A 24,030-nucleotide genomic window follows, 5' to 3' on the forward strand; every position below is an offset into this window, starting at 1 on the left:
AGCAAAAAGGGTTGAATGAAGGATGAAACACGGCCAATATAATCACAATAGCGAACGCGATCCGAATATGCGGACAAAAAGGATAACTAATGAACAGCTTTATCTTCAACAACCCTGTCAAACTTCACGTTGGTCCAGGCAAATTTGCACTGCTTGGTAGCATCGCTCAACAGTACGGGAAGAAAGCACTGTTGGTCGTTTCCGATAACACCAAGTCCACAGGCCTACTCGCTCGGGCGCAGGAAACCCTGGCTGCCGCCGGGGTGGCATTTGCCGTCTATGACAAATTTATGCAAAACCCGCTCTCCACACTGGTGGAAGCCGGTGCTGAAATGGCACGCCAGGAACAATGCGATCTGGTGATTGGTATTGGTGGTGGCAGCGCAATGGATATGGCCAAAGGCATCGCGTTTTGTGCCTGCAATCCAGGCAGCATCTGGGATTATGTGTTTGGCAAAACCCAGGCACAGAACGCGCTGCCAAATATCCTGGTGCCGACCACCGCTGGCACCGGCAGCGAGGCTAACCGTACCGCCGTGTTCACCAACCCGGAAACCCATGATAAAAAAGGCTTGGTTAACCCGTTAATCTACCCGGTCGCCTCGATTGTTGACCCCGAACTGATGCTCACGCTGCCAAAACGCGTGATCGCCGGGCCAGGTGCCGACGTCTTGTTCCATGCCCTGGAGTCATATATCTCCCGGAATGCCCACCCAATCAGTGAAATGCTCTCGCTGCGTGCGATTACCCTGCTGACACAGAACCTGCCACGCGTGTATGCCAATGTGACCGATTTGGCGGCATGGGAACAGGTTTGCGTGGCGAGTACGCTTGCCGGAATGGCCATCGACTGTGCCGGTACGGCGCTGCCACATGCTCTGCAACATCCAATGGGCGGACTGCTGGACGTCGTACACGCTGAAGGGATCGCCGCGGTTTATCCTGCTTTTATGGAATACACCTGGTCGGCCGCTCCTGAAAAATTTGCCGCCATTGCCTACGCCATGGGGGTGGATACTCGCGATATGAGCCTTGAAGAAGCCGCTTACAGCAGCGTACAGGCCGTCACGTCATTACTGTCATCAGTCAATATGCTCCCTTCCTTGACTGAACTGGGGGTGAAAGAAGAGCACTTCGACTGGATCATCAATAACGTGCAAACCACCATGAAAGTGGTGCTGGAGAATAATCCGCGAGTGCCGGATGCCGACACCTTGCGTGACATTTTACAACGTAGCCTTTAATGAAAAACATCAGCCTCAACTGCGCTATTTAAAGGAGTGAGCATGTTTATTGTCATTGATTCAGGTTCGTCCACGACACGTATTTATCTGCTGGCATTCACCGACAATAAGATTATTGACAAGATCACAATCGGCGAAGGGGTCAACTCCACCGTCACTCATGGAAATAATAATCTATTACGTCAGGCGATGGTGCGTGGCGTAACCGAATTGTTGGCAAGAAACGGTAAGGCTCAGCAGGATATCACCTTTATTATTGCCTCAGGCATGATCACGTCAAACCTGGGTTTGCATGAGGTTCCCCATCTGGTTGCACCGGTCGGGATTGACGAATTGGCACGGCATACTGTGCCATTTGCTGCCAATGAACTCCTGGCGTTGGATATTCCCGTCATGCTGATACCTGGCGTTCGTAACCAGACGACTCCCTCATGGGAAAATCTCAGCGGTATTGACCTGATGCGGGGTGAAGAGACTCAGGCTGTCGGGTTGCTGTTGGGCTATCAGCCCAAGCTCCCCTGTATCCTGATCGAGCTGGGTTCCACCACCAAACTGATTTCGATTAATCAACAGGGGAAAATTGCCGGCAGTATTACCTCCTTAAGCGGCCAGGTGTATGCAGCAATCCTGAAGCAGACCTTTGTCGCAGCCAGTGTTGCCACCACGCCAGAAGAAGAGGCGCAGGCAAAAATAGAACCGCAGATTATTGATGCCGCCTGCCAGGCCGTGCAGGAGAGCGGTTTATTACGCACAATATTAATGAGCCGATTCTTACAATTCGCGTTTCCGACCACTGCGCCGCAACGCAAACTGTTCCTTGAAAGCGCCATGGCAGGCGACGATATCAACGTTTTCATCAATGCCCAACACCAGGGGTTTAATTTCCATGGCGAGATATTTTTAATTGGCCATGCGAAACGTTGTGAGATTTACCAGCACGTTATTCGACAGCAGTTAAAAATAGATAGCCCACAGCGAATAATTTCCGATGAACAGCAAATAGATCTGTTAGCGATAACCGGCGCCAGCGCTATTGCTAATACACTCCGCACCCTACGCTGATAATAATAACGAGAATGATATGTATATAATCACTATCGATACCGGCACCACCAACACCAGGGTATGTGCCTGGCAAGACGAACGGCTGTTGGCAGAAGCGGCACGCCCCATCGGCGTACGCGATACCGCCATCTCTGGCAGTACTGCAACGCTGATGAATGGCGTCCGCGAAGCCGTTCAGGAAGCCAAAAATCTGGCCGCGATACCGGCGGCTGAACGCGTGGTTTACCTATCATCGGGTATGATCACCTCCAACGTGGGATTATGCGAAATTCCGCATTTGTTGGCACCTGCCGGGCTTGGCGAACTGGCCCAAGGCATGGTCTGCGCCAATCTGCCAGAGATCGCCGAGGAACCTATCTGGTTTGTACCAGGCGTTCGCAATCATGATTCTGCCGTCACGCTGGGTAATGCCGAGCAGATGGACATGATGCGTGGCGAAGAGACGGAAGCTATCGGTGTACTCGCCAGCCTGGACATCCACGGTCCGGCGCTGATCGTGTTGCCGGGTTCGCACTCTAAGTTCGTCAAGATAGATGCGCAGGACCGCATCGAAGGTTGTGTCACAACTCTCGGGGGTGAACTGCTGGACGTGATTACCCGGCATACGATCCTGGCCAACTCCCTGGATCGGCAATTCGCCCAAGAGATTGAGGCCCCAGCCCTGCTGCAAGGGGCGAACCAATGTCGGCAAACGGGTTTGTCCCGCACCTGTTTCTCTGTACGCGTTCTGGATATGTTCAGCCAACTTACGCTCAACCAGAAAGCCAATGTCCTGTTAGGAGCCGTGCTACAAGATGACCTGCAGGCGGTCAAAAATAGCGAGGCCTTTACGGTTACCCCGGATACTCACGTCGTGGTATGCGGCAAAGACACGCTTAAATTCGCCTTCGCTACCCTCATTGAAAATGACCCGTGGTTTAACGGGGAAGTTACCCTGGCATCGGTAGATCGTTCACTTTCCAGTTCTGGATTATTTGCCCTGGCTCACCACCGACAGATTATTTAATTCCTTTGTATCCTACACAAAATTAAAAGGTCTGATTATGAACACCATCGTTAATGAAAAAGTTATAACAAAAAAACGAGGAAATAAGCGCTGGTTTGTTGTATTCCTCTTATTGATTGGCGGTATTGTCAACTACCTCGATCGTGCCAGCCTCTCCATTGCTGCGCCCGACATGATGAAAGAACTTGAATTATCGAATACGGATATCGGATTGCTGGGCTCGGTCTTTGCGCTGATCTACGCGCTTTGCCAACTCCCGGCCGGTTGGCTGGTTGACCGCTTCGGCCCGAAAAAAGTGTACGGTTGGGCCGTCGGCTTATGGAGCGGTGCCACCATGCTAACCGGTGCATGTAGCAGTATGGTGACGCTGATTTTTGCCCGTGGACTGTTGGGGATCACCGAAGCCCCATGCTGGCCGGGTGCGGCAAAAATTACCGCCTCATGGTTCCCAAAAAGTGAACGTGCGTTGGCAACCGGGTTCTGGGATGCCGCGTCCAAATGGGGGCCAGCCATCGCTCCGCCGATCCTGGTCGCTATTATTGTGCCATTCGGTTGGCGTGCGCTGTTTTATATTGCCGGAGCAATAGGTTTTGTTTTCGTTGTGTTTTTTATCTTCGCCTATCACCAGCCAGAGCGGCACCCAAACATTACCAAAGAAGAGCTGGATTATATTAAAGAAGGCGGCGGCGGCACAGCACAAAAACTGACGGGTGATGCTGAAAAAATCAGCTGGGGCGGCCTGTTTAAATATCGCTGTATCTGGGGAATGATTTTAGGTTGGTTCTGTTATGTGTGGATGATGAATATTTTCACCACCTTCTTACCGCTCTATTTAATGAAAACCCAAAATATCCAGTTCAAGGAATTAGGCATCTACGCCAGTATTCCCTATTTCGGTGGGATTGTCGGTGCCATTGCCGGTGGTTACATCTCCAAATGGCTGGTGGATAAACAGATTTTCACCGAATCCTTAAAAGCCAAGCGCGTCACCATCAGCGTCTCTGCACTGCTGGCCGGCGTCGCTGTTATTGCGGTGCCAATGGTGGATAGCCTTTCTGCCACCCTGACCTTGCTGGTGATTGCCATGGCGCTGCTCTCTTCACTTTCTGCCACTGGCTGGGCATTACCTGGCGATGTCGCCCCGGCGTCCATGGTGGCTTCGGTTGGCAGCATCCAGAACTTCGGTGGCTATTTTGCCGGATCGTTATCACCGCTGGTGACCGGGCTGATTGCCGATGTCACTGGCTCATACACCCTGGCCTTTGTCAGCGGTGGGATTATCGCAGCCTGTGCTGCACTGTGTTATTGGTTCATCGTCAAAGAACCGGTGACCGTAACGGATTGATGTCATCAGGGGGCCCGCTCCCTGATATTTCCCAAGAGGTTATCCATGATTAAACAACGCGTGATCCGCGCCATAGAAGAAACCGGCATGATTGCCATCGTTCGTGGCGTCGCGCCCGAGGGCATTATCCCCCTTGCCAATGCACTGTATGACGGCGGCATCCGAGTCATTGAGGTCACTTGTAACTCGACCCGGCACCTGGAAAGCATCAGCGCGCTTAAGCAGGAGATGGGAGACAGAATGTGTGTAGGCGCGGGGACGGTATTAAACCCGGTAATGGCACAGTTGGTGCTGGACGCCGGTGCCGACTTTGTCCTCTCCCCCGATTTCAACCCCGATGTGGTGATGATGGTGCACGAAAAGCAACGCCTGATGATCCCTGCGGTGATGACCCCATCAGAGATTTTGCAGGCCTGCCGCCTGGGGGTAGATCTGTTAAAACTGTTCCCAGCCAATAGCCTCGGCGTTGACTATATGAAAGAGGTGTTAGGGCCGTTGGATAACCTATCGATGATCCCGGTTGGCGGGATTACGCTTGAAAATACCCGCAAATTTGCCAAGGCCGGTGCGTTTGCAATGGGGGTGGGGAGCGCACTGACTAATAAACAATGGATTGAGGCAGGCAACTGGGCGGCCATCACCCAACAGGCACAAGCCTTTATCCAGGCATTTCATGAGGGAAAACGGTCCTGACATCAGGGCAGACAAGCTACGGTGAACAGCCGTAGCTTGGTTATTATTTAGCAGATCTGTATTCACCCTCGCTACCTCGTTATACTGCCAGCTATAACAATAACGGTGAGGTAAGCCCGTGTCTGAAAAGATAAATCGTTCGGTTGCCCGGGCGTTGGATATGCTGGAGTTGGTCGCAGCAAGCAAAAGCGAACTGACCATTACCGAAATCAGCAAGCAACTGGGCATCCCCAAGAGCACCACCTTTGATATTCTCTACACCCTGCTCGATAAAGGTTATCTGGAGCAAGCCAACGAAAAGCAGAAGTCGTTCAAGCTGGGCGTAAAACTGTTCCAGACAGGGGCCTGTTACCTGGAGCAAACGCCTTTCCACAACGTCGCACATGCAATGCTGGAAAAGCTCGCCGAAATCGCGGGGGAAACCGTGTTTCTGGCGTTGCTCAATAACGATGAGTTGGTTTATTTCGATAAAGTGGAAAGCCCCAACTCCGTCAGAACCTCCGCCAGAATTGGTTCGAACAACCCGCTGTACTGCACCGGGCTGGGTAAAGCGATCCTGGCAACCTTGCCTGACGATGAGGTTAAAACCATTCTGGCCCGCACCGGCGGGTTGCAGGCGATTACGCCATATACCGTGACTGATGAAGCGAAATTTTTCGCAATTTTAAATCAGGCACGCCAGCAGGGTTATGCCGTTGACGATCGCGAACATAATGCCGAGGTGTTCTGCCTTGCCGCTCCAGTCTATAACTTTCGGGGCAAGGTCTACGCCGCTATCAGCGTCGCCAGCCTGTTTAACAAAATTAACCAGCAACCCGAAAAAATCGCCGCATTGGGGCAAATGATCTCTGACACCGCGCTGGAGCTCTCACAACGTATTGGCTACCGTGGCCAGCAGTTGTACTCCGATTTTCGGTAGTAACCTGACCGGCCTCGCCTCTAGATGGGAAGGGCCGGATCGTGAGACTTTACGCCACCGGCACGCCGCTGTGGAAGCGGAACTCGGTGTCCGGTGAGCGGATCAGTTCCGCCTCCAACTGGCCAAAAAAAGCCACGCGTTCGCTGATATCGCCGCCGGCAATTTGCTCTGCCAGCGTCAGGTAATCCTGATAATGGCGGGCTTCGGAACGCAGCAGCGAGACGTAAAACCGGTTCAGCTCATCGTCCAGGAACGGGGCCAGCTTGGCGAAGCGTTCGCAGGAGCGGGCTTCGATATACGCGCCGCAGATCAGCTTATCGATCAGGGTAGCCGGATCGTGAGTGCGCACCTCGCGGATCATGCTTTTGGCATAGCGGCTGGCGGTGATCTTTCTATAAGGGATCTGCCGGGCCTGCATGATCTCCAGCACCTGCGAGAAGTGATGCAGCTCTTCTTTGATCAACAACACCATCTTGTCGACCAGATCCTGGCCATAGGCCGAGCCATTCTTCGGCAGGATCTTCCTGGTAAACGCGCTCTGGCGGAACAGCTCTTCTGGTACTTCCTGCGCCTCGTGCACAAACGCCTCATAGGGCCTGAGCAGTGCCAGCAGGGCATCTCCACTCTCTTTGTCTGCCACATAGCGGCGGATCAGCCACATGCCGGTCTGCGCCGCTTTCAGCTCGCATACCAGGTGGTCAGTTAGCAACAGTGGCAGGTTTTCCGGGCGACGGGCCGCTTCGATCCATCCATCCGGGGTTTCGCAGTGCAGGAAGTTTAAAATCGGGGATAACAGTGATTGGTATTTCATCGGGTTCTATCAGGGGCCAGCTTGCGCCAGCCCGCAGGATTTAATTAATGACGTTTGCCGTCGTCGTCTTCATCGATAAAGTCGCCGTCTTCTTCGTCGTCGCCTTCTTCACCGTTCGGATCTTCATAGTAGGTGCCCCAACCGTCGTAATTGACACCGCATTTTTCTGCCAGTGCCACCAGTTGTTCTACCTGGCTGTCGATCAGCTCGGCATTCAGCGCAACTTCGCTGATCACGTCACAGCACATCACCATGGAGCCATCTTCCACTTCCAGCTCTTCGGCATCGGTCACTTCGTAGCCCAACTTGAAGGCTTCCACGGCGGCCTGCTCCAAAACTTCAAACTTTTCGGCAGAGAAATGGTGCTCGATGGTGTAGAGCGCATCCGGATCGCTGCCGTCTTCCAGCAGTTCTTCGATGATCAGGCGGGTCTCTTCACGTTGTTCTTCCAGCAATTCGCGGTTTGCCATGCCTCTATCCTCAATAAAATGGGCTTCGTTACTTCTATTTTCACACACCGCTGTCACCGCTGCCACGATAAACGTGAAAGATTTCTGCCTTGGGGTTGAAATTGAATATTCATACATATAAAGTGAATTTAAATTCAATCAAAACGATAGGGATTTACGGAGATGAGCCAGATGAACCCGTTCTACAGTCGTCACTTTTTGAGATTAATGGATTTTACCCCCAGTGAGATCCAGTCTTTGCTGCAGTTGGCCGCCGATTTGAAGCAGGCCAAAAAGCAAGGCCAGGAAACCCGCCATCTGCAAGGCAAGAACATTGCGCTCATCTTCGAAAAAGACTCCACCCGTACCCGATGCTCTTTCGAAGTTGCCGCATTCGATCAGGGCGCTCAGGTGACCTACCTTGGCCCAAGTGGCAGCCAGATCGGCCATAAAGAGTCGATGAAAGACACCGCCCGCGTGCTGGGCCGGATGTACGACGGTATTCAATATCGCGGTTTTGGCCAGTGCCTGGTGGAAACCTTGGCAGAACACGCTGGCGTGCCGGTGTGGAATGGCCTGACCAATGAGTTCCACCCAACTCAGTTGCTGGCGGATCTGCTCACCGTGCGTGAACACCTGCCGGGGAAAGCGTTGAGCGAGGTGAAATTCGCCTACATTGGCGATGCACGTAACAATATGGGCAACACCCTGTTGGAAGCCGCCGCGCTGGTGGGTATGGATCTGCGGTTGGTCGCGCCAAAAGCCTGTTGGCCGCAGGCCGAGCTGGTCGCAGAATGCCAGGCGCTGGCGCAGCAGACCGGCGGTAAAATCACCCTGACGGAAGATATTGCCGAAGGTGTGCAAGGTGCCGATTTCCTGTATACCGACGTTTGGGTTTCCATGGGAGAAGCCAAAGAAGTCTGGCAGGAGCGGATTGCCCTGCTCAGGCCGTATCAGGTGAATATGGCGATGGTGAAACTGACCGGCAACCCACAGGTGAAGTTCCTGCACTGCCTGCCAGCATTCCATGACGATCAAACCACTCTGGGTAAACAGATGGCCGAGCAGTATGGCATGCACGGCGGTATGGAAGTGACCAACGAGGTGTTCGAGTCGGAGCACAGCATCGTGTTCGATCAGGCAGAGAACCGCCTGCACACCATTAAGGCCGTGATGGTCGCCACGCTGAGCAAAACCCTGTAAATCGCCCTCTCCAAAAACCCTTCTTATTGAAGGGTTTTTTCTGGTTAATCCCCCCTTCTGGCTCTATAGTCTTTTTCGTTATTGTTAATAACTTATTGGCCTTTGCCTGTTTTTTACCAACGTTCTACCGTGGCATTCTGGCGGCGGAAATGCCGTAAAAAACTAATGAGAACAACCTCTTCTCCGTTCTGGTTTACCGGCACATTTAAGGGAAAACGTCTATGAAAGCCAAAGTCTTGCCGCTGTTTATTCTTGCCGCCCTCTCCACCACTGCACTGGCCGCCACGCCGCCGAATACGCTGGTGGTAGTGCAATCACTGGATGATATTGTCAGCCTGGATCCGGCGGAGGCCAATGAGCTCTCCAGCATCCAGACCGTACCCAGCCTCTATCAGCGTCTGGTGCAGGCCGATCGTGATAATCCAGCCAAAGTGATCCCGGTGCTGGCCGAAAGCTGGCAGGATGATGCCGCCGCCAAGACTCTGACGATCAAGCTGCGCCCACAGGCAGCGTTTTCCTCCGGTAACCCGCTGACCGCCGACGACGTGATTTTCTCTTATACCCGCGCGGTAAAGATGAACAAGTCACCAGCGTTTATTCTCAACGTGCTCGGCTGGCAACCGGACAACATCGAACAACAGCTGAAAAAGATCGACGACCATACCGTACAACTGAGCTGGACGGCAGACGTCAGCCCGGCGGTGGCCCTGAATATCCTCTCGACGCCGATCGCCTCAATCGTCGACAGCAAAGCCGTGCAGCCTAACGTGAAGGGTGACGACTTCGGCAACGCCTGGTTGAAGATGCACTCTGCGGGCAGCGGCCCGTTCAAGATGCGGGTTTACCAGCCGCACCAGGCGATCGTGCTGGATGCCAACCCAACTTCACCGGGCGATAAGCCACTGCTAAGCAACATCATTATCAAAAACGTGCCAGACCCAAGCGCGCGCCGCCTGCTGATCCAGCAAGGGGATGCCGACGTGGCGCGTGAACTCGGCCCGGATCAAACCGCCGCGCTGAAAAGCCTGGCGGGTGTGAAGGTGCTGGAAATCCCTTCCGCCGAGCAGAACTATCTGGTGTTCAACACCGGAAATACCGCCAACCCGCTGCTGAAGAACCCGGCCTTCTGGGAAGCGGCCCGCTATCTGGTGGATTATCAGGGCATCACCAAGGATCTGCTGAAAGGGCAATACTTCGTCCATCAAAGCTTCCTGCCGGTCGGCCTGCCGGGAGCGCTGGAAGATAACCCGTTCAGTTTCGATCCGGCCAAAGCCAGGGCGATCCTGGAAAAAGCCGGGATCACCAACGCCAGCCTGACGCTGGACGTGGAAAACAAACCGCCGTTCATCACCATCGCCCAGTCGCTACAAGCCAGCTTTGCCCAAGGCGGCGTGAAGCTCGATCTATTGCCCGCAGCCGGTAGCCAGGTCTATGCCCGCGTACGCGCCAAGCAGCATCAGGCAGCGATCCGCTTGTGGATCCCGGATTACTTCGATGCGCACTCCAACGCCAGCGCCTTCGCCTATAACGATGGCAAAAGCAGCACGGTAGCCGGGCTGAACAGCTGGCAGATCCCTGAGTTGAGCAAACAAACTCTGGCAGCAGTCGCAGAAGCCGATCCGGCCAAACGCACCGCGCTCTATACCGCGATGCAGCAGGAATTGCAGCGTAGCTCACCGTATGTGTTTATCGATCAGGCTAAAACGCAGGTGGTGCTGCGCGATAACGTCAAAGGCTATCAACAGGGCCTGAATGCGGATATGGTCTATTACGATCGCGTTAGCAAATAATCAGGATTGCCATGTCGGTAGCAATAAAATCCACGCCGGGAAGCCGTTCCCGGCGTCGTCTTTGGGGATTGGCTCAGGGGCTGCTCACGCTGGCGCTGACCCTATTCGGCCTGTTGTTGATCACCTTCTTACTGTCTGCGCTGTCGCCGGTGGATCGCGTGTTGCAGATCGTCGGCGATCACGCCAGCGCCGCCACCTATGAGCAGGTAAAACAGCAGCTTGGCCTGGATCGCTCTTTGCCGGTGCAGTTCTGGCACTATCTGGAACGACTGGCCCATGGCGATCTCGGCACCGCCAGCGCCACCGGCCAGCCAGTGTTGCTGGATTTGCTGCATGCCTTCCCGGCCACGTTGGAACTGGCCACGCTCTCGTTGGTGATTGGTGCCCCGCTCGGCGTGCTGGCTGGCATCTTGTGTGCGCGTTTTGCCGGCAGCAAGCTGGATATCGGCGTGCGCTTTATTACCCTCCTCGGCAACTCGGTACCCATCTTCTGGCTGGGGCTGCTGATGCTGTTGCTGTTCTACGCCAAGCTACAGTGGAGCGCTGGGCCGGGCCGGTTAGACGATATCTACCAATACACCGTGGAGGCCAAAACCGGCTTCGCGCTGATTGATACCTGGCTTTCCGGCGATGCGGGGGCCGTGCGCAATGCGTTGGCACATCTGGTGCTGCCGGTTTGCCTGCTGGCTTATTATTCGTTAGCCAGCATTACCCGCCTGACCCGTTCCGCCTGCCTGAGCGAACTGAATAAAGAGTACATCACCCTGGCGCGCGCCAAAGGGGCCAGCGAAATGCGCATCATGTTCCGCCACGTGCTGCCCAATATCAGCGGCACCCTGCTGACGGTGATCGCTCTTGCCTATACCAGCATGCTGGAGGGGGCGGTATTGACCGAAACCGTGTTCTCCTGGCCGGGTATTGGCCGCTATCTGACCACTGCGCTGTTTGCCGGGGACACCACCGCCATCATGGGCGGCACGCTGCTGATTGGCCTGTGCTTTGTGATTATCAACAACCTCACCGACCTGCTGGTGCGTGTGCTTGATCCGAGGGCGCGCCAATGACTATGACACTACTTAAACGTTCGCCTTCCGCCACCTGCGGAGCCACCATTCTGCTGTTACTGGTGCTGATAGCGCTCTTCGCGCCTTGGTTGGCACCTGTTGATCCCAACTGGCAAAACGCTGCCAACCGCCTATTGCCGCCAGGAGCTGGCCACTGGCTTGGCACCGACAGCTATGGCCGCGACGTGCTTTCCCGCCTGATCTACGGCACCCGACCAACCCTTGGGCTGGTGCTGTTGGTCACGGCCATCACCCTGCCGCTCGGCCTGCTTATTGGCGTGCTATCCGGCTATTACGGCGGCTGGCTGGAGCGCGTGCTGATGCGTTTTACCGACGTGGTGATGTCGATGCCACGGCTGATCCTGGCCTTCGCCTTTGTGGCGATGCTCGGCCCTGGGCTGGTCAACGGTGCGCTGGCGTTAGCACTCACCACCTGGCCCGCCTATGCCCGCCAAGCCAGAGCCGAGATCCAACTGCTGCGTAAAAGCGACTACCTGGCCGCCGCTGAGATGATGGGCATTCAGGGGCCGCGCCTGCTGTGGGGCCATATTCTACCCATGTGCCTGCCCTCTGCCGTCGTCCGGCTAGCACTGGATCTGGCAGGGATTATTCTGGCCGCCGCCGGGCTGGGATTCCTAGGGCTAGGTGCCCGGCCGCCGATGGCGGAATGGGGATCGATGGTGGCCGATGGTATGCAGGTGATCTTCGATCAGTGGTGGATCGCCGCGATCCCTGGCTGTGCGATCCTGATCAGCAGCCTGGCGTTTAACCTGCTGGGCGACGGCCTGCGCGACTTACTGGATCCGCATCATGACTGAACCACTGCTGACAGCACAGAACCTGAGTATCGAATTTAACGGCCACAAGGTGGTAGATAGCCTTTCTTTCAGCATTGGCCGGGAGAAAGTGGCGCTGGTGGGGGAGTCCGGCTCTGGCAAATCCATGACCGCCCGCGCCCTGATGGGGCTGGTGCGTAAACCGGGCATAGTCACCGCCGATAAGCTGCACTATCGTGAGAACGATTTACTGAAGCTGCAGCCACGCCAATGGAACAAGGTACGCGGCGCCAAAATCGCCATGGTGCTGCAAGATCCACGCTACGCATTGAATCCGGTTCGCAGCATTGGTAAGCAGATCGAAGAATCGCTGGTGCTGCACAACGCACTAACCCGGGCCGATCGCCATGAGCGTGTGCTGAACTCACTGGCCGCCGTCGGCTTGCCGGAGAGCCTCTATCACAGCTACCCCGGCCAGCTTTCCGGCGGCATGGGGCAACGTGCGATGTTGGCGATTGCGCTGGTCAACGATCCGCAACTGCTGATTGCCGATGAGCCAACCTCGGCGCTGGATGCCAGATTGCGTAATCAGATCCTCGATCTGATCGTCGAACAAACCACGCGCCGTAACATGGGGCTGTTGCTGATCAGCCACGATCTGCCGCTGGTGGCCGAGCGCTGCGATCGGGTGTTGGTGATGTATCAGGGCAAGCTGGTGGATCAAGGGATCGCGGCCAACCTGCCGCTAGCCACCCATCCTTACACCCGCACACTGTGGGCCTGCCGCCCCAATGCCAGCACCTACGGCCAGGATCTGCCAGTGCTGGATCGCAGCATCGATTTTACCCGGAGCGAACATGGCGCTGATTGAAATTGAAAACTTGCAGGTCAGCTTCCCCCAGGGCAACGGCCATAAGATCGCCGTGGAGTCGGTAAGCTTTGGCGTCGAGGCCGGGGAAACCTTCAGCCTGATTGGCGCTTCCGGCTGTGGCAAGTCTACCGTGCTGCGCGTGCTGGCCGGTTTGCAACGTGAATGGCGTGGAGAAATACGCTTGCTCGGCCAGCCTCTGCAACCACAGCAACGCTTCACCGGCCAATTACGCCGCGACGTGCAGATGGTGTTCCAGGATCCCTATGCTTCGTTACATCCGCAACATCAGATTGCCCGTACGCTGGGTGAACCGTTGAAGATCCACGGTGAAAAACACATTGCAGCGCGGATCGACGAAGCCTTGCGGCAGGTAGGGCTGAGCGCGGCCACGGCACAACGCTATCCCCACCAGCTTTCCGGTGGCCAGCGCCAGCGCGTCGCTATCGCCCGTGCCTTGCTGCTGCGGCCTAAGCTTCTGCTGTTGGATGAGCCCACCTCGGCGCTGGATATGTCGGTGCAGACGGAGATCCTCAACCTGCTCAACCACCTGAAACGCGAGCATGGCATGACCTATCTGCTGGTCAGCCACGACGGTGACGTGATCGCCCATATGTCCGAACGCGCCGCCCTGATGGAGAACGGCCACATCGTGCAGCATTACGACCGGGCTGCCTTACAGGCCGGTGAGCATATGCGGGATTAAGCGCTACCGGCAACATGGTCAAACAACCTGACACCGAGTTCTACTCGCAGCGGTAATCGCCAAGCCAATCGATTGCGAAATCGCAAAAAGTGGTGTTTTTACCCTTGCAGAGAAAAAAAGCGCGAGTATAATGCGCGACAATTTGCCAGGAGAAAGCATGAAAAACGACCTTTGTTTTGTTCGCCACACTCGACAAAACCGCCAGCCAATCGGCGGGCAACTGCCGTTATTTCCCCTGTTGCATGAACCATCATTTAAAGCCCCTCGTTGAGGGGCTTTTTTTTGTCCAAAGCATTGCTATTACATTGAAAAGCCCCGCGCCAAGGGCACGAGTCGAGGAGAGTGAACATGGCCAATCCGCTGTATCGCAAGAACATCATCTCTATTAACGATCTCAGCCGTGAAGATCTGGAGCTGGTGCTCAGCACCGCCGCCAGCCTGAAAGCTAACCCGCAGCCGGAGCTGCTCAAACACCTGGTGATCGCCAGCTGCTTCTTTGAAGCGTCTACGCGTACCCGCCTGTCGTTTGAGACCGCCATCCAGCGCCTGGGGGCTTCGGTGGTCGGCTTCTCCGACAGCAGCAACACCTCCCTCGGCAAAAAGGGCGAAACGCTGGCCGATACCATCTCGGTGATCAGCACCTACGTTGATGCCATCGTGATGCGTCATCCGCAGGAAGGCGCTTCCCGTCTGGCCGCTGAATTCTCTGGCGGTATCCCGGTGTTGAATGCCGGTGACGGCTCGAACCAGCATCCGACCCAAACGCTGCTGGATCTGTTCACCATCCAGGAAACCCAGGGCCGACTGAGCAATATCAATATCGCCATGGTCGGCGACCTGAAATATGGCCGCACCGTGCATTCACTCACCCAGGCGCTGGCAAAATATGAAGGGAACCACTTCTTCTTCATCGCGCCAGACGCCCTGGCAATGCCGAGCTATATCCTGAAGATGCTGGACGAGAAAGGCATCTCCTACAGCCGCCACAACAGCATTGAAGAAGTGGTGCCGGAACTGGATATTCTGTATATGACCCGCGTGCAGAAAGAGCGCCTGGATCCTTCCGAATACGCCAACGTGAAGGCGCAGTTCATCCTGCGTGCGTCTGACTTGGCCGGTGCTCGTGACAACATGAAGGTGCTGCATCCGCTGCCGCGCATCGATGAGATTGCCATTGAGGTGGACAAGACACCGTATGCCCACTATTTCCAACAGGCAGGCAACGGTATTTACGCCCGTCAGGCGCTGTTGGCACTGGTTTTAAACGCAGAATTGGCTCTTTAAAGGGGGAACCGTCATGACTCACGATAACAAACTCCAGGTTGAAGCGATTAAGTGCGGCACGGTGATCGACCATATTCCGGCGCAAATCGGCTTTAAGCTGCTCTCGCTGTTCAAACTGACCGCCACCGATCAGCGCATCACCATCGGCCTGAACCTGCCCTCCAAAGAGCTGGGCCGCAAGGATCTGATCAAGATCGAGAACACCTTCCTGACCGAGCAGCAGGCCAACCAGTTGGCGATGTACGCGCCCAAGGCTACCGTCAATCGTATCGATAACTATGAAGTGGTGCGCAAGCTGACGCTCAGCCTGCCGGATCATATCGACGGCGTACTGACCTGCCCGAACAGCAACTGCATCAGCCGCAGCGAGCCGGTAGCCTCCAGTTTCAGCGTCAAATCCCATGCCGGGGAAGTGCACCTGAAGTGCCGTTACTGCGAGAAAGAGTTCGATCATCAGGTGGTGTTACAGACGGACTAAAATTGGGGTGGTGGCGCTGTCAATCTGGCGGGCACCCTTTATAATGGTGCGTCGTAGGGGCGCTGCATGCTGCGTCCATGTGAGTTTACGGCGGGCCGACTCGCCGTTTGAACAACAACAGGATATCAGGAGAAAAAATGTCACGTAATATCAGCACTGAACTCGCGCCAGCCGCCATTGGTCCTTACGTGCAGGGCGTTGACCTGGGCAGCATGATCATCACCTCCGGCCAGATCCCGGTCGATCCGAAAACCGGTGCCGTACCCGATGACGTAGCCGCTCAGGCGCGCCAGTCATTGGCCAACGTGAAGGCGATCGTGGAAGCCGCGGGCCTGAAAGTGGGCGACATCGTTAAAACTACCGTTTTCGTCAAAGACCTCAACGACTTCGCTACCGTTAACGCGGCCTATGAAGCGTTCTTCACCGAGCACAACGCCTCGTTCCCAGCGCGTTCTTGCGTTGAAGTGGCACGTTTGCCAAAAGACGTGAAAATCGAGATCGAAGCCATCGCCGTTCGCCGTTAATCGGCAACCCGGTGCGATCGAACGCGGCCAGCCTTTGCTGGCCGTTTTATTTCGCGGTCACTGACTCACCATAATATCCCGGCTAGCGCATTCAGGATCGGCCTGCGCGGAAACGGCCTCCATCATAAAACCGCCGACAATCGGCTGAATAATAAAATAGGCCTGTTGCTCCGCAACCGCAGGTGTTAAGTGGGATGCATCGCGTGCGCTAAACAGCATTTCGACCTGATAACGCTCCGGCTTACCCTTGCATAACCGTACCGCTCCGTAGTTGCCATAGCGGTTTTTCAACAACAGGTGTTGTTCTGCCAATGCGCTGGCGGCCTGTGGCATACTCCAGCGGTTCGCCGTCTCGTCGTCAACCTGTAGCCATTCATCCACAAAATCGCGCCCGTTCATAGCCGCTGGTTGAATCCGCTCTACCCGCTCGCCATTGATGCGATAGCGGAAGATTCCTTGGCGCGTCATCACGTCCGAATCCAACATGCCTACCTCTGCCCGCACTTCAAATCCTTGCGGAGTAGTTTTAACACGTAGGGCCGGCGTGTCGTCGTCCGTAAAACGGACATAATCTTCCTGGGTGTGGAATAACGTGCGCTGTTCCGCATTCTGCGTTGCCAATTCAATCAAGTTGAGCTGAAACACGCTCCACCGAGACGTGCACCAGGGCGTACCCTGTGCCACTACCATTCTAGGCGTTGTGGCTGGCTGTGGGGAAGGGATCAGGTGGTAGGTAAAGTTGTCGCCAAAGGCACCCGAAATCTTATGATAGTCATCGCTTTGCCAGCGCAGAATGCGGCTCCATTTCCCCTCGCGCCGCTGATAGGCCAGCAGCACATTGTCGTCGCCGCAAGGAATTGCGAAACCACTGCGGATCAGCACAATATCGGGGAATTCAGGCTGGCGGGTGACTTCAAAACCTGGCTCTGAGCCATAGAAGTTCGATTCCGGCGCTTGTATTGGCAAAGCAACCATGGGCAACAGCGCTTGCTGAAGTGAGGCGTCATCGCTGTCTATGGGGCTGCAACTGAGATGGCCATCGATCCCCTTCACCAGGGCATCCTTGTACTTATGGAGTTGTTCGCGGGCAATGGAGGAAACGGCAATATCACCGCCCTCTTCCCCATCTTCCTTGACGGCCTGTAGCTCTGTCAGTGCGCTTCTGGTGGCTTGATTGAGGCGTTCAAGCGATTGCGGGGTGCAATCGGCCTGCGCCAGTACGCTGGCGGCTAACCCGAGGCACAGCAGCACGATTTTCTGCAACATGACGGATCCTTGTCATTGAAGCCATATTGATGATAGGTGAAGCTAGCCTACACCTGGGGCTTTCCTCTCTCAATAGAAATTCCTGGCCAGTTTAAATGCCGCTAATCGGTGTGGGAAAGATGATTGAAATGTTCTGGTTTGGCCATGGTGAATTCTCCCTCACCCCAACCCTCTCCCCAAGGAGAGGGAGCCAGTTCAGTGCTGTTATCAGGTGCGGGAGTTAGTCTGTGACATGTAAACCGATCATAGTCAATCTGTGGCATGTACAGTCCCCTCTGCATTTCCCCAAGGAGAGGGAGCTGATAGCCTCTGCTCTTTTGGAAGTAAAAAGGTAATAGCGCCCAGCAGGGCCAAGGTAAGTGACTACAATTTCAAACACACTCGGTCGGTCCCCTCTCCCTGTGGGAGAGGGTTAGGGTGAGGGGTCACTTCAGACGCGCAAAGCCCGCTTCCAGATCGGCGATCAGGTCGTCAATATTCTCAAAACCAATATGAACACGCACTAATGTGCCACTAAAGTCCACCTTGGCTGCCGGGCGGATCTCGTTCAATTCTTCCGGCTGGTTGGCCAGGATCAGCGATTCAAACCCGCCCCACGAATAGGCCATGCTGAAATGCTCAAAATGGTCCAGATAGTGGGCAACCTGCTCATTGGTCAGCCGTGCTTTCAGCACAAAAGAGAATAACCCGCAGCTGCCGCTGAAATCCCGCTGGAAGAATTCATGCCCTTTACAAGAAGGCAGCGCCGGATGGTTGACCCGCTCCACCTCTGGCCGCGCCGCCAACCATTCGGCAATGGCAATGCTGCTGATCTCATGCTGCTTGAGGCGCACACCCAGCGTTCTCAGGCCACGGCTACCGTTATAGGCGGTATCCGCGTCGGCCATTTGCCCCATCAGGTAGGAGTTTTCACGCAGTTGGTCCCAGCAACGAGCGTTCGACACGGCGGTACCCAACATGGCGTCGGAATGGCCAATGATGTATTTGGTTCCGGCCTGAATAGAGATATCCACGTCAAAATCCAGCGCCTTGAACAGAATGCCCGCCGCCCAGGTGTTATCAATCATGATGACGATATCTGGGTTCACCGCCCGGGCCGCCTTCACCATCGCCGGTACGTCCTGGACTTCCATGGTGATAGAGCTTGGGGATTCAAGGAACAGCACTTTGGTATTGGGCTGGATCAGCTCGGCAATCCCGGCACCGATCAGCGGGTCATAATAGGTGGTTGCCACGCCCAGCTTGCTCAGGATCTTGTTGCAGAAATCCTGCGTCGGCTCATAGGCGGCTCCGGTCATCAGGATATGGTCGCCACTGGCAACAAACGCCAGGATAGCATTAGTGACAGCCGCCGCCCCACAAGGGTAAAGCGAGCAGCCTACCCCGCCTTCCAGCTCGGCCATCGCATCCTGGAATGAGAAATGCGTCAGGGTGCCGCGACGCCCGTAGAATAGCTCACCTTTAGCACGGTTGGCGGTGGCAAACTTTTTGGCCTTCACCGTATTAAAGGTTAAGGAAGAGGCGCGTTGGATCACCGGGTTGACCGATCCTTGGGTGAATCGAGGCTTACGGCCAGCGGTGACCAGGGCGGTTTCTATTTTTTTAGCTGTCATAACAATTTGCCTGCTTTTATCGTTAATCAAAAATAATAGGGCTATGCAGCGGCCCTTACGCGATTTTTTCTGCTACATCCGTAAGACTTGCGTTTTCAGAGACCGGTTGCGGCTTTTTGCCCGCAAAGCGTTCAACAATTTGTGCGGCGTTCAGATCGTGGATCACGTTGATCAGCGTGGCCGGAGCGTCGGTTATAGTACCCAGCACCACCAGCATCGGGATGGTTTCCAACGGCAGCCCCAACGTGGTGACAATGAAGATCTCGCCCAGGAAAGCCCCGCCGGGTACGCCACCGACGATAATTGCCGACAGTACGGAAATCAGCATCGTCAGGAAGAAGGTCTCCATCGTGAAGTCCAACCCCAGCACCGCGAAGATAAACACGATCTTCAGGGCCGCAATCATTGCCACGCCGCCCTTATTCAGGTTTACCAGCAGCGGCAGGGAGATGTCCACGATTTCCGGATTAATCCCCATCGCTTTGGCAGCGCGGATATTGGCAGGCAAGGTGCCCAGAGAGGAGCAGGTGCCCAATGCGGTGGCCGAAGGCTCGATGGCGTTACGCCAGAAGGCACGTATCGCAGGCACGCCGCCACCAATCCAGGAGTAGAAGATGGAACCAAAAACGTAGTACAGCAGCGTAGCGGCAAAGAACAGACCAATCGCTCTGGCAAAGGTGACCAGCAACTGCGAGTCTTGGCTGGCCATGGTGGAGGCAAAATAGCAGCCCAGCCCGACTGGCGCGCCCTTCATGATGATAGAGACAATCTTCATGATGATGGTGTTGAGATCGTTGAGCGAGTTTGACACCCGCTTGCCCTGCTCACCCGACTGGCCGATGGCGATGCCGGCAATCACGGACATGATAATCAGCGCCAGAATGTTGGATTTGGACAGCAGCCCGACAAAGTCGTTGGTGGTCACCATACTGACAAAGTCCATGCCTCCGCCACCAGCATTAAACTTTTCAGCCAATTCAATGGTGACGCCCTGCGCAGGGTTGAATAAGGTGGCCAGGCCGACGATACCGGCTGCAGGTATCAGCGCCATCACAATGGAAACGGCAAAAATCACCCCCATGATGCGCCCGAGCTTTTTCAGGTCGGTCATGCCGGCGATTGAGGACATCACGCTGACACTGACCAAAGGCACGATGATCATAAACAACAGGTTAAGGAATATCTTACCGATTGCCTGTAATTTCAACGCAATATCGGGGGCGTATATACCGACGATCCCCCCGAGCGTTAAGGCAAATAACAGAATAAAAGATGACTTGTAGGGTTCTAGACGTTTCCACATATTCAGTTCCTTATTATTATCTTTTTTGTTCATGTGACTTATGTCACTTTTTTATTTTTCTCAACAATAGTATGTGACTTGTGTGAGACAGGTCACCCCTTGGTGTTTGGTTGTGATCTGGTACGGTACAGCGTATTCTGCGATTAATAATGGCATCTTGTTTCCAGCGATGTAATAGCGCATTCGTACCGTTTAAAGAAATCACTCGTGAATTAAAGGAAAAAATGAGCAGCCCAGCGTCGTTAAAGCAACTGGAAGTCCTGGTCAAAATTGTGGAATGTGGTGGGCTGTCGGAGGCTGCCGCACACCTCAACGTCTCACCCTCTGCGGTCAGCAAGAGCCTGTCGCAGCTAGAAAGTCAGTTGGGCACCACCTTAATCAAGAGAACTACCCGCAGCTTTACGCTCACCGAACCTGGCCAATACTTATACAATCGTGCGACACAACTGTTGCTGGATTTTAATGAATCGCTCAATACCACCGCCGGTTACTATAATCACCCCAACGGTGAATTACGGATAACCTGCTCGATGGCTTTTGGTTATTCCCATTTGGCAACATTGGCGAATCATTTTCGTGAGCGTTGTCCCGATGTTGATTTATATATTAACCTTAATGACAACTTTGTTAATCTTAATGAAACCAACTTTGATATCGCTTTGCGCATTTCCTCCGAACCGCCTATTAATTACGCAATGCGTAAATTAGCCACGGTTAATTGGGCCTATTGCGCCAGCCCAAAATATCTCGCAAAGTACGGTACGCCGCATTCCATTCAGGATTTAAACCATCATCAGTGCCTGATTTACCCTGGCTTGACTCCGGTGTGGAAGACTATTGATGAGCAGGGCGTCGCCCACCACTTGAAGACACGTACCCCGATCCAGGCCAACAGCAGCCTGGTGTTATTGAAATCGGTGCTGGAAAATCAAGGTATTGCCTATCTGCCAACTTACCTGTTGGGCGATTTAATTGAGCAAGGCGCATTGGTTCCGCTAACGCTGGACGGCACACTGACCCACCCGACCCACGGCCTGTATGCCCTGTATTTTCCCAGCCGCTACAGCAACCCCAAGGTGCGTGCCTTTATCGATTTTCTGCTGGAGCAACTACAGCCGGTACCCATCTGGGACAGTTGGTTGGCGCAGTCTTAACCGCGCCATCCCCTGTCAGGATTACTGCACCTTTACGGCGCGCAACAGCGTTTCAAGCGGATACACCGCCGCAATCACCACTTCATCCCGGATCTGTGCTGCCGCGTCCAGCTGTTGCTGAGCCTGTTCCGCCTCGGCTTTACTCAAAGGCTTCCCTTGCTGATAGCGTTCCAACAGCATCAAGCCCAGATCGGCCAACGCACTGACATCCTGTACCACCGGAGCCAAATCCTTCATCACCACGTTACCGGCTATCACCTGCTTCACCGGTGCACCGTTACGTTGCCAGCATTGTAGACGTTCACGGATCGCCTCTGCCGCCGCCCGATGGTTCTTGTCTTTGAGCAACAACGCCACCTGCTGATCGAGATCGCGTACCGCCGCACTTTCCGGTGGGATGGCATCGGCAAAGCGGTTCAGCGGCTCAAATTGATGGTAATTACCTGCCTTGAACTTCAGGTGCTGACGGGTGTAATACTGCCCCGGCTCCACCGCTTCGGCCAAGACCTGCAATGGAGTGATATCCACGCTGTTAGCCAAACGGGTAAACTCACGCGCCGTTTCGGCGTGCTGTTGCAGGCCAACAGACACCACCGACCAGGCATCTATCGCCGCCAGGCGTTGGTACATATTGTCCTCATTGGTCACATCCTTGGCCGACCACATACGTTCCGCCACGGCAAAGGTTCTTGGCCACAGCTTGAGATCGAGCACCGGTGCGCGGATGTTTTCCGCCCAGAAGGCGGCTTCGCCCCCCAGAATATTGGCCTGATGCTGCTCATCCGGCACCACAGGCATCACGCCCGCCGGGATCGCCGTCAATTTACTGCCGCTGGTTGGGTAGCGCACGTTGCCCACCAGCGTGTAACCGCTCAATTGGTCCTGCTGCAAAGTAAATACCGGACGTGTGTCACCCATCCAGGTATCAATGCGGAAGGTCACCTGTTCTGGCGTACGCCACTCGATATCCCGTACAGCACGGCGCGATTTGTCTTTGAAATCGATAAAGCCACGCCATCCCTGCTTGCCTTCGATCAGCGTGAAGGTGCCTTCCACCGGGCTCCCCTTGAAACGCGGCATGCTGAACTGCCAGCTCTGCGCCTGCTCCCCCGCCTGCACGTTGGTATCTACCCCCAGCGGCTGCGGCAAAATTTCATTGCGATAGTGGTAGGCGGTGCTGTGCGGCTGATCGAGATAGAAACCGGTGGAGAGAATGCCTTGATAGCCATCCTGGGCGCTGGCCCCTAGCGAATCTGGCCCACGCCAGGATTGGATCACGATGGTGCGCGGCAAGGTCGGGTGGTAAATCTCATCCCAACCCACCATGCGGCGCTGATGCTTTTCGAGGATTTTTTCCAGCTTCTGGTTGAAGAAAGCCTGCAGCGCATGGGCATCCGCCAGCTGGTTCTGCTCCATAAACGCCTGGATAGTTTTGGACTCTTTCCACTGGGTGGCATCCACCTCATCCCCGCCGATATGCAAGTAAGGATCGGGGAAGATCGCCACCAGTTCGCCGATGATGCTATCGACAAACTGATAAACCTTGTCATTCGAAGGATCGAGCGTCGGCTTGTGGACGCCCCAATGGCGTTCCATTTGATACGGCCCTGGCGCACTAAGCAGCTCAGGATACGCCACGGCAATGGTAGAAGCATGGCCCGGCAGATCGATTTCTGGCACCACGCGGATACCCCGCGCCGTGGCGTAGGCGACTACCTGCTGCATCTGTTCACGGGTGTAGAAATGACCGTCACTGGCCAGTTGCTGTAGCTTTGGATAGTGCTCGGAAGCAAAGCGCCAGCCCTGATCGTCGGTCAGATGCCAGTGGAATACGTTGAGTTTTGCCGCTGCCATACCATCAAGTTGGCGCAGAATATCCTCGACTGGCAGGAAATGGCGCGCCGAATCCAGCAGTACCCCACGCCAAGGGAAGCGTGGGACGTCGGTAATGTTCACCAACGGCATAAAGGTGTTTTCGCCGTCGGTCTGCACCAATTGCAGCAGCGTTTCCATGCCGCGTAGCGCACCGAAGCGAGTGTTGGCCGTTAGCGTCGCGCCCTGCGGCGTCACCTTGAGCTGGTAGCTCTCGTCGCTGTCCGGTAGCGGCTGAGCTGCAACCTGATGTTTGATGATGATGCTGATCGTTGCCGCCTGGTTTTTCTCGCCCTGTGGAGCCAGCGTCCAACCGGTTTGCCGTTCCAGGCGATCGCGCCAGCGAGCCTGCGCTTCGCTCAAGTCATCGCCCTGAACGTTGAACGATAAGCGGTAATCCAGCACCAGCTTGCCTTGCGGCTGAGCTAACTCAACCTGCTGCGGCCAGGGCATCAGCGGCAGATCGCCAGCCGGTTTAGCCAGCGCATTAAGGGAAAATAACAGCGAAGAAGCCAGTAGCGTATAACTGAAGGGTTTGTGCATCGGAAATTCCTCAGAGGAAAAATCAATCTAGCCAAGGAAGTAGATAAAGACTGA

The 24,030-nt window shown here is 55.0% G+C and carries 22 protein-coding genes; 16 read left to right on the forward strand and 6 right to left on the reverse strand.

Translation table 11 applies throughout. The features are described from left to right. Positions 1 to 89: 89 nt before the first annotated feature. The 6 genes from AC6HVW_RS23445 to AC6HVW_RS23470 all read left to right on the forward strand — a co-directional run bounded on the left by AC6HVW_RS23445 (position 90) and on the right by AC6HVW_RS23470 (position 6,272). Positions 90 to 1,244 (forward strand): iron-containing alcohol dehydrogenase, encoded by a 1,155-nt coding sequence (locus AC6HVW_RS23445; RefSeq protein ID WP_071681285.1) that lies wholly within the window; start codon positions 90 to 92, stop codon positions 1,242 to 1,244. A 42-nt stretch (positions 1,245 to 1,286) separates the two neighbouring features. Continuing rightward, the gene (locus AC6HVW_RS23450) at positions 1,287 to 2,306 is read left to right on the forward strand and encodes a 2-dehydro-3-deoxygalactonokinase (protein ID WP_071681284.1); all 1,020 of its coding nucleotides are present in this window, start codon (positions 1,287 to 1,289) and stop codon (positions 2,304 to 2,306) included. Between the two features lie 19 nt (positions 2,307 to 2,325). Then, a complete protein-coding gene (locus tag AC6HVW_RS23455; protein WP_447888164.1) occupies positions 2,326 to 3,315 on the forward strand; it encodes a 2-dehydro-3-deoxygalactonokinase in 990 nt (329 codons plus the stop codon). 37 nt (positions 3,316 to 3,352) lie between these two features. Further along, entirely contained in the window at positions 3,353 to 4,660 is a 1,308-nt protein-coding gene (locus AC6HVW_RS23460) for an MFS transporter (RefSeq protein ID WP_071681282.1), read from the forward strand. 45 nt (positions 4,661 to 4,705) lie between these two features. Further along, complete coding sequence (locus tag AC6HVW_RS23465) at positions 4,706 to 5,353, forward strand: bifunctional 4-hydroxy-2-oxoglutarate aldolase/2-dehydro-3-deoxy-phosphogluconate aldolase (protein WP_071681281.1); 648 nt, start codon at positions 4,706 to 4,708, stop codon at positions 5,351 to 5,353. 118 nt (positions 5,354 to 5,471) lie between these two features. Next, the gene (locus tag AC6HVW_RS23470; protein ID WP_071681280.1) at positions 5,472 to 6,272 is read left to right on the forward strand and encodes an IclR family transcriptional regulator; all 801 of its coding nucleotides are present in this window, start codon (positions 5,472 to 5,474) and stop codon (positions 6,270 to 6,272) included. 49 nt (positions 6,273 to 6,321) lie between these two features. Here AC6HVW_RS23470 and miaE read toward each other — a convergent pair whose 3' ends face one another. Then, a complete protein-coding gene (gene miaE, locus AC6HVW_RS23475) occupies positions 6,322 to 7,083 on the reverse strand; it encodes a tRNA isopentenyl-2-thiomethyl-A-37 hydroxylase MiaE (RefSeq protein ID WP_021807809.1) in 762 nt (253 codons plus the stop codon). A 44-nt stretch (positions 7,084 to 7,127) separates the two neighbouring features. Then, complete coding sequence (gene rraB, locus AC6HVW_RS23480) at positions 7,128 to 7,553, reverse strand: ribonuclease E inhibitor RraB (RefSeq protein ID WP_166733982.1); 426 nt, start codon at positions 7,551 to 7,553, stop codon at positions 7,128 to 7,130. A gap of 162 nt (positions 7,554 to 7,715) precedes the next feature. Here rraB and argF point away from each other — a divergent pair, with 162 nt between their 5' ends. The 9 genes from argF (at position 7,716) to ridA (ending at position 16,225) form a co-directional block, all read left to right on the forward strand. Next, entirely contained in the window at positions 7,716 to 8,735 is a 1,020-nt protein-coding gene (gene argF, locus AC6HVW_RS23485; protein ID WP_024485837.1) for an ornithine carbamoyltransferase, read from the forward strand. A gap of 221 nt (positions 8,736 to 8,956) precedes the next feature. Next, positions 8,957 to 10,525 carry an ABC transporter substrate-binding protein gene (locus AC6HVW_RS23490; RefSeq protein WP_071681278.1) on the forward strand — a complete coding sequence of 523 codons (1,569 nt, stop codon included), beginning with the start codon at positions 8,957 to 8,959 and terminating at the stop codon, positions 10,523 to 10,525. Positions 10,526 to 10,536: 11 nt separating this feature from the next. Next, complete coding sequence (locus AC6HVW_RS23495; RefSeq protein ID WP_071681277.1) at positions 10,537 to 11,589, forward strand: ABC transporter permease; 1,053 nt, start codon at positions 10,537 to 10,539, stop codon at positions 11,587 to 11,589. Further along, complete coding sequence (locus AC6HVW_RS23500; RefSeq protein WP_024483417.1) at positions 11,586 to 12,407, forward strand: ABC transporter permease; 822 nt, start codon at positions 11,586 to 11,588, stop codon at positions 12,405 to 12,407. The genes AC6HVW_RS23495 and AC6HVW_RS23500 overlap by 4 nt, the downstream gene beginning before the upstream one ends. Continuing rightward, positions 12,400 to 13,236, forward strand: coding sequence for an ABC transporter ATP-binding protein (locus tag AC6HVW_RS23505; RefSeq protein ID WP_497569711.1), 837 nt, complete (start codon positions 12,400 to 12,402; stop codon positions 13,234 to 13,236). Before AC6HVW_RS23500 ends, AC6HVW_RS23505 begins: the two co-directional genes overlap by 8 nt. Further along, the gene (locus AC6HVW_RS23510; protein WP_071681275.1) at positions 13,223 to 13,939 is read left to right on the forward strand and encodes an ABC transporter ATP-binding protein; all 717 of its coding nucleotides are present in this window, start codon (positions 13,223 to 13,225) and stop codon (positions 13,937 to 13,939) included. Before AC6HVW_RS23505 ends, AC6HVW_RS23510 begins: the two co-directional genes overlap by 14 nt. Before the next feature lie 348 nt (positions 13,940 to 14,287). After that, positions 14,288 to 15,223: an aspartate carbamoyltransferase gene (gene pyrB / locus AC6HVW_RS23515; RefSeq protein ID WP_021179101.1), complete on the forward strand. Its 936-nt coding sequence runs from the start codon at positions 14,288 to 14,290 to the stop codon at positions 15,221 to 15,223. 13 nt (positions 15,224 to 15,236) lie between these two features. After that, positions 15,237 to 15,701 (forward strand): aspartate carbamoyltransferase regulatory subunit, encoded by a 465-nt coding sequence (gene pyrI, locus AC6HVW_RS23520; RefSeq protein ID WP_021807800.1) that lies wholly within the window; start codon positions 15,237 to 15,239, stop codon positions 15,699 to 15,701. Between the two features lie 137 nt (positions 15,702 to 15,838). After that, positions 15,839 to 16,225 (forward strand): 2-iminobutanoate/2-iminopropanoate deaminase, encoded by a 387-nt coding sequence (gene ridA / locus AC6HVW_RS23525; RefSeq protein ID WP_021179099.1) that lies wholly within the window; start codon positions 15,839 to 15,841, stop codon positions 16,223 to 16,225. A gap of 57 nt (positions 16,226 to 16,282) precedes the next feature. Here the strand turns inward: ridA and AC6HVW_RS23530 are convergent, their stop codons facing one another. The 3 genes from AC6HVW_RS23530 to AC6HVW_RS23540 form a co-directional block, all read right to left on the reverse strand. Next, on the reverse strand, positions 16,283 to 17,491 hold the full coding sequence (locus AC6HVW_RS23530; protein WP_497569712.1) for a hypothetical protein: 1,209 nt from the start codon (positions 17,489 to 17,491) through the stop codon (positions 16,283 to 16,285). A gap of 425 nt (positions 17,492 to 17,916) precedes the next feature. Next, entirely contained in the window at positions 17,917 to 19,104 is a 1,188-nt protein-coding gene (gene metC / locus AC6HVW_RS23535; RefSeq protein ID WP_497569713.1) for a cystathionine beta-lyase, read from the reverse strand. A 55-nt stretch (positions 19,105 to 19,159) separates the two neighbouring features. Beyond that, positions 19,160 to 20,407 (reverse strand): dicarboxylate/amino acid:cation symporter, encoded by a 1,248-nt coding sequence (locus tag AC6HVW_RS23540; RefSeq protein ID WP_071681272.1) that lies wholly within the window; start codon positions 20,405 to 20,407, stop codon positions 19,160 to 19,162. Positions 20,408 to 20,631: 224 nt separating this feature from the next. Between AC6HVW_RS23540 and AC6HVW_RS23545 the strand changes: the two genes are divergently transcribed. Next, positions 20,632 to 21,561 (forward strand): LysR family transcriptional regulator, encoded by a 930-nt coding sequence (locus AC6HVW_RS23545; protein ID WP_071681271.1) that lies wholly within the window; start codon positions 20,632 to 20,634, stop codon positions 21,559 to 21,561. 21 nt (positions 21,562 to 21,582) lie between these two features. Here the strand turns inward: AC6HVW_RS23545 and AC6HVW_RS23550 are convergent, their stop codons facing one another. Further along, positions 21,583 to 23,976 carry a beta-N-acetylhexosaminidase gene (locus tag AC6HVW_RS23550; protein ID WP_071681270.1) on the reverse strand — a complete coding sequence of 798 codons (2,394 nt, stop codon included), beginning with the start codon at positions 23,974 to 23,976 and terminating at the stop codon, positions 21,583 to 21,585. Positions 23,977 to 24,030 lie beyond the last annotated feature (54 nt).

The sequence above is a fragment of the Serratia sp. NCCP-200 genome, from assembly GCF_059697885.1.

Coding starts and splice junctions, on each gene's coding strand:
- AC6HVW_RS23450 (WP_071681284.1), top strand. CDS start 1,287: ATGTTTATTGTCATTGATTCAGGTTCGTCCACGACACGTATTTATCTG.
- AC6HVW_RS23540 (WP_071681272.1), bottom strand. CDS start 20,407: ATGTGGAAACGTCTAGAACCCTACAAGTCATCTTTTATTCTGTTATTT.
- AC6HVW_RS23500 (WP_024483417.1), top strand. CDS start 11,586: ATGACTATGACACTACTTAAACGTTCGCCTTCCGCCACCTGCGGAGCC.
- AC6HVW_RS23545 (WP_071681271.1), top strand. CDS start 20,632: ATGAGCAGCCCAGCGTCGTTAAAGCAACTGGAAGTCCTGGTCAAAATT.
- miaE (WP_021807809.1), bottom strand. CDS start 7,083: ATGAAATACCAATCACTGTTATCCCCGATTTTAAACTTCCTGCACTGC.
- rraB (WP_166733982.1), bottom strand. CDS start 7,553: ATGGCAAACCGCGAATTGCTGGAAGAACAACGTGAAGAGACCCGCCTG.
- pyrB (WP_021179101.1), top strand. CDS start 14,288: ATGGCCAATCCGCTGTATCGCAAGAACATCATCTCTATTAACGATCTC.
- AC6HVW_RS23510 (WP_071681275.1), top strand. CDS start 13,223: ATGGCGCTGATTGAAATTGAAAACTTGCAGGTCAGCTTCCCCCAGGGC.
- ridA (WP_021179099.1), top strand. CDS start 15,839: ATGTCACGTAATATCAGCACTGAACTCGCGCCAGCCGCCATTGGTCCT.
- AC6HVW_RS23465 (WP_071681281.1), top strand. CDS start 4,706: ATGATTAAACAACGCGTGATCCGCGCCATAGAAGAAACCGGCATGATT.
- argF (WP_024485837.1), top strand. CDS start 7,716: ATGAGCCAGATGAACCCGTTCTACAGTCGTCACTTTTTGAGATTAATG.
- AC6HVW_RS23530 (WP_497569712.1), bottom strand. CDS start 17,491: ATGTTGCAGAAAATCGTGCTGCTGTGCCTCGGGTTAGCCGCCAGCGTA.
- pyrI (WP_021807800.1), top strand. CDS start 15,237: ATGACTCACGATAACAAACTCCAGGTTGAAGCGATTAAGTGCGGCACG.
- AC6HVW_RS23505 (WP_497569711.1), top strand. CDS start 12,400: ATGACTGAACCACTGCTGACAGCACAGAACCTGAGTATCGAATTTAAC.
- metC (WP_497569713.1), bottom strand. CDS start 19,104: ATGACAGCTAAAAAAATAGAAACCGCCCTGGTCACCGCTGGCCGTAAG.
- AC6HVW_RS23445 (WP_071681285.1), top strand. CDS start 90: ATGAACAGCTTTATCTTCAACAACCCTGTCAAACTTCACGTTGGTCCA.
- AC6HVW_RS23490 (WP_071681278.1), top strand. CDS start 8,957: ATGAAAGCCAAAGTCTTGCCGCTGTTTATTCTTGCCGCCCTCTCCACC.
- AC6HVW_RS23455 (WP_447888164.1), top strand. CDS start 2,326: ATGTATATAATCACTATCGATACCGGCACCACCAACACCAGGGTATGT.
- AC6HVW_RS23495 (WP_071681277.1), top strand. CDS start 10,537: ATGTCGGTAGCAATAAAATCCACGCCGGGAAGCCGTTCCCGGCGTCGT.
- AC6HVW_RS23550 (WP_071681270.1), bottom strand. CDS start 23,976: ATGCACAAACCCTTCAGTTATACGCTACTGGCTTCTTCGCTGTTATTT.
- AC6HVW_RS23460 (WP_071681282.1), top strand. CDS start 3,353: ATGAACACCATCGTTAATGAAAAAGTTATAACAAAAAAACGAGGAAAT.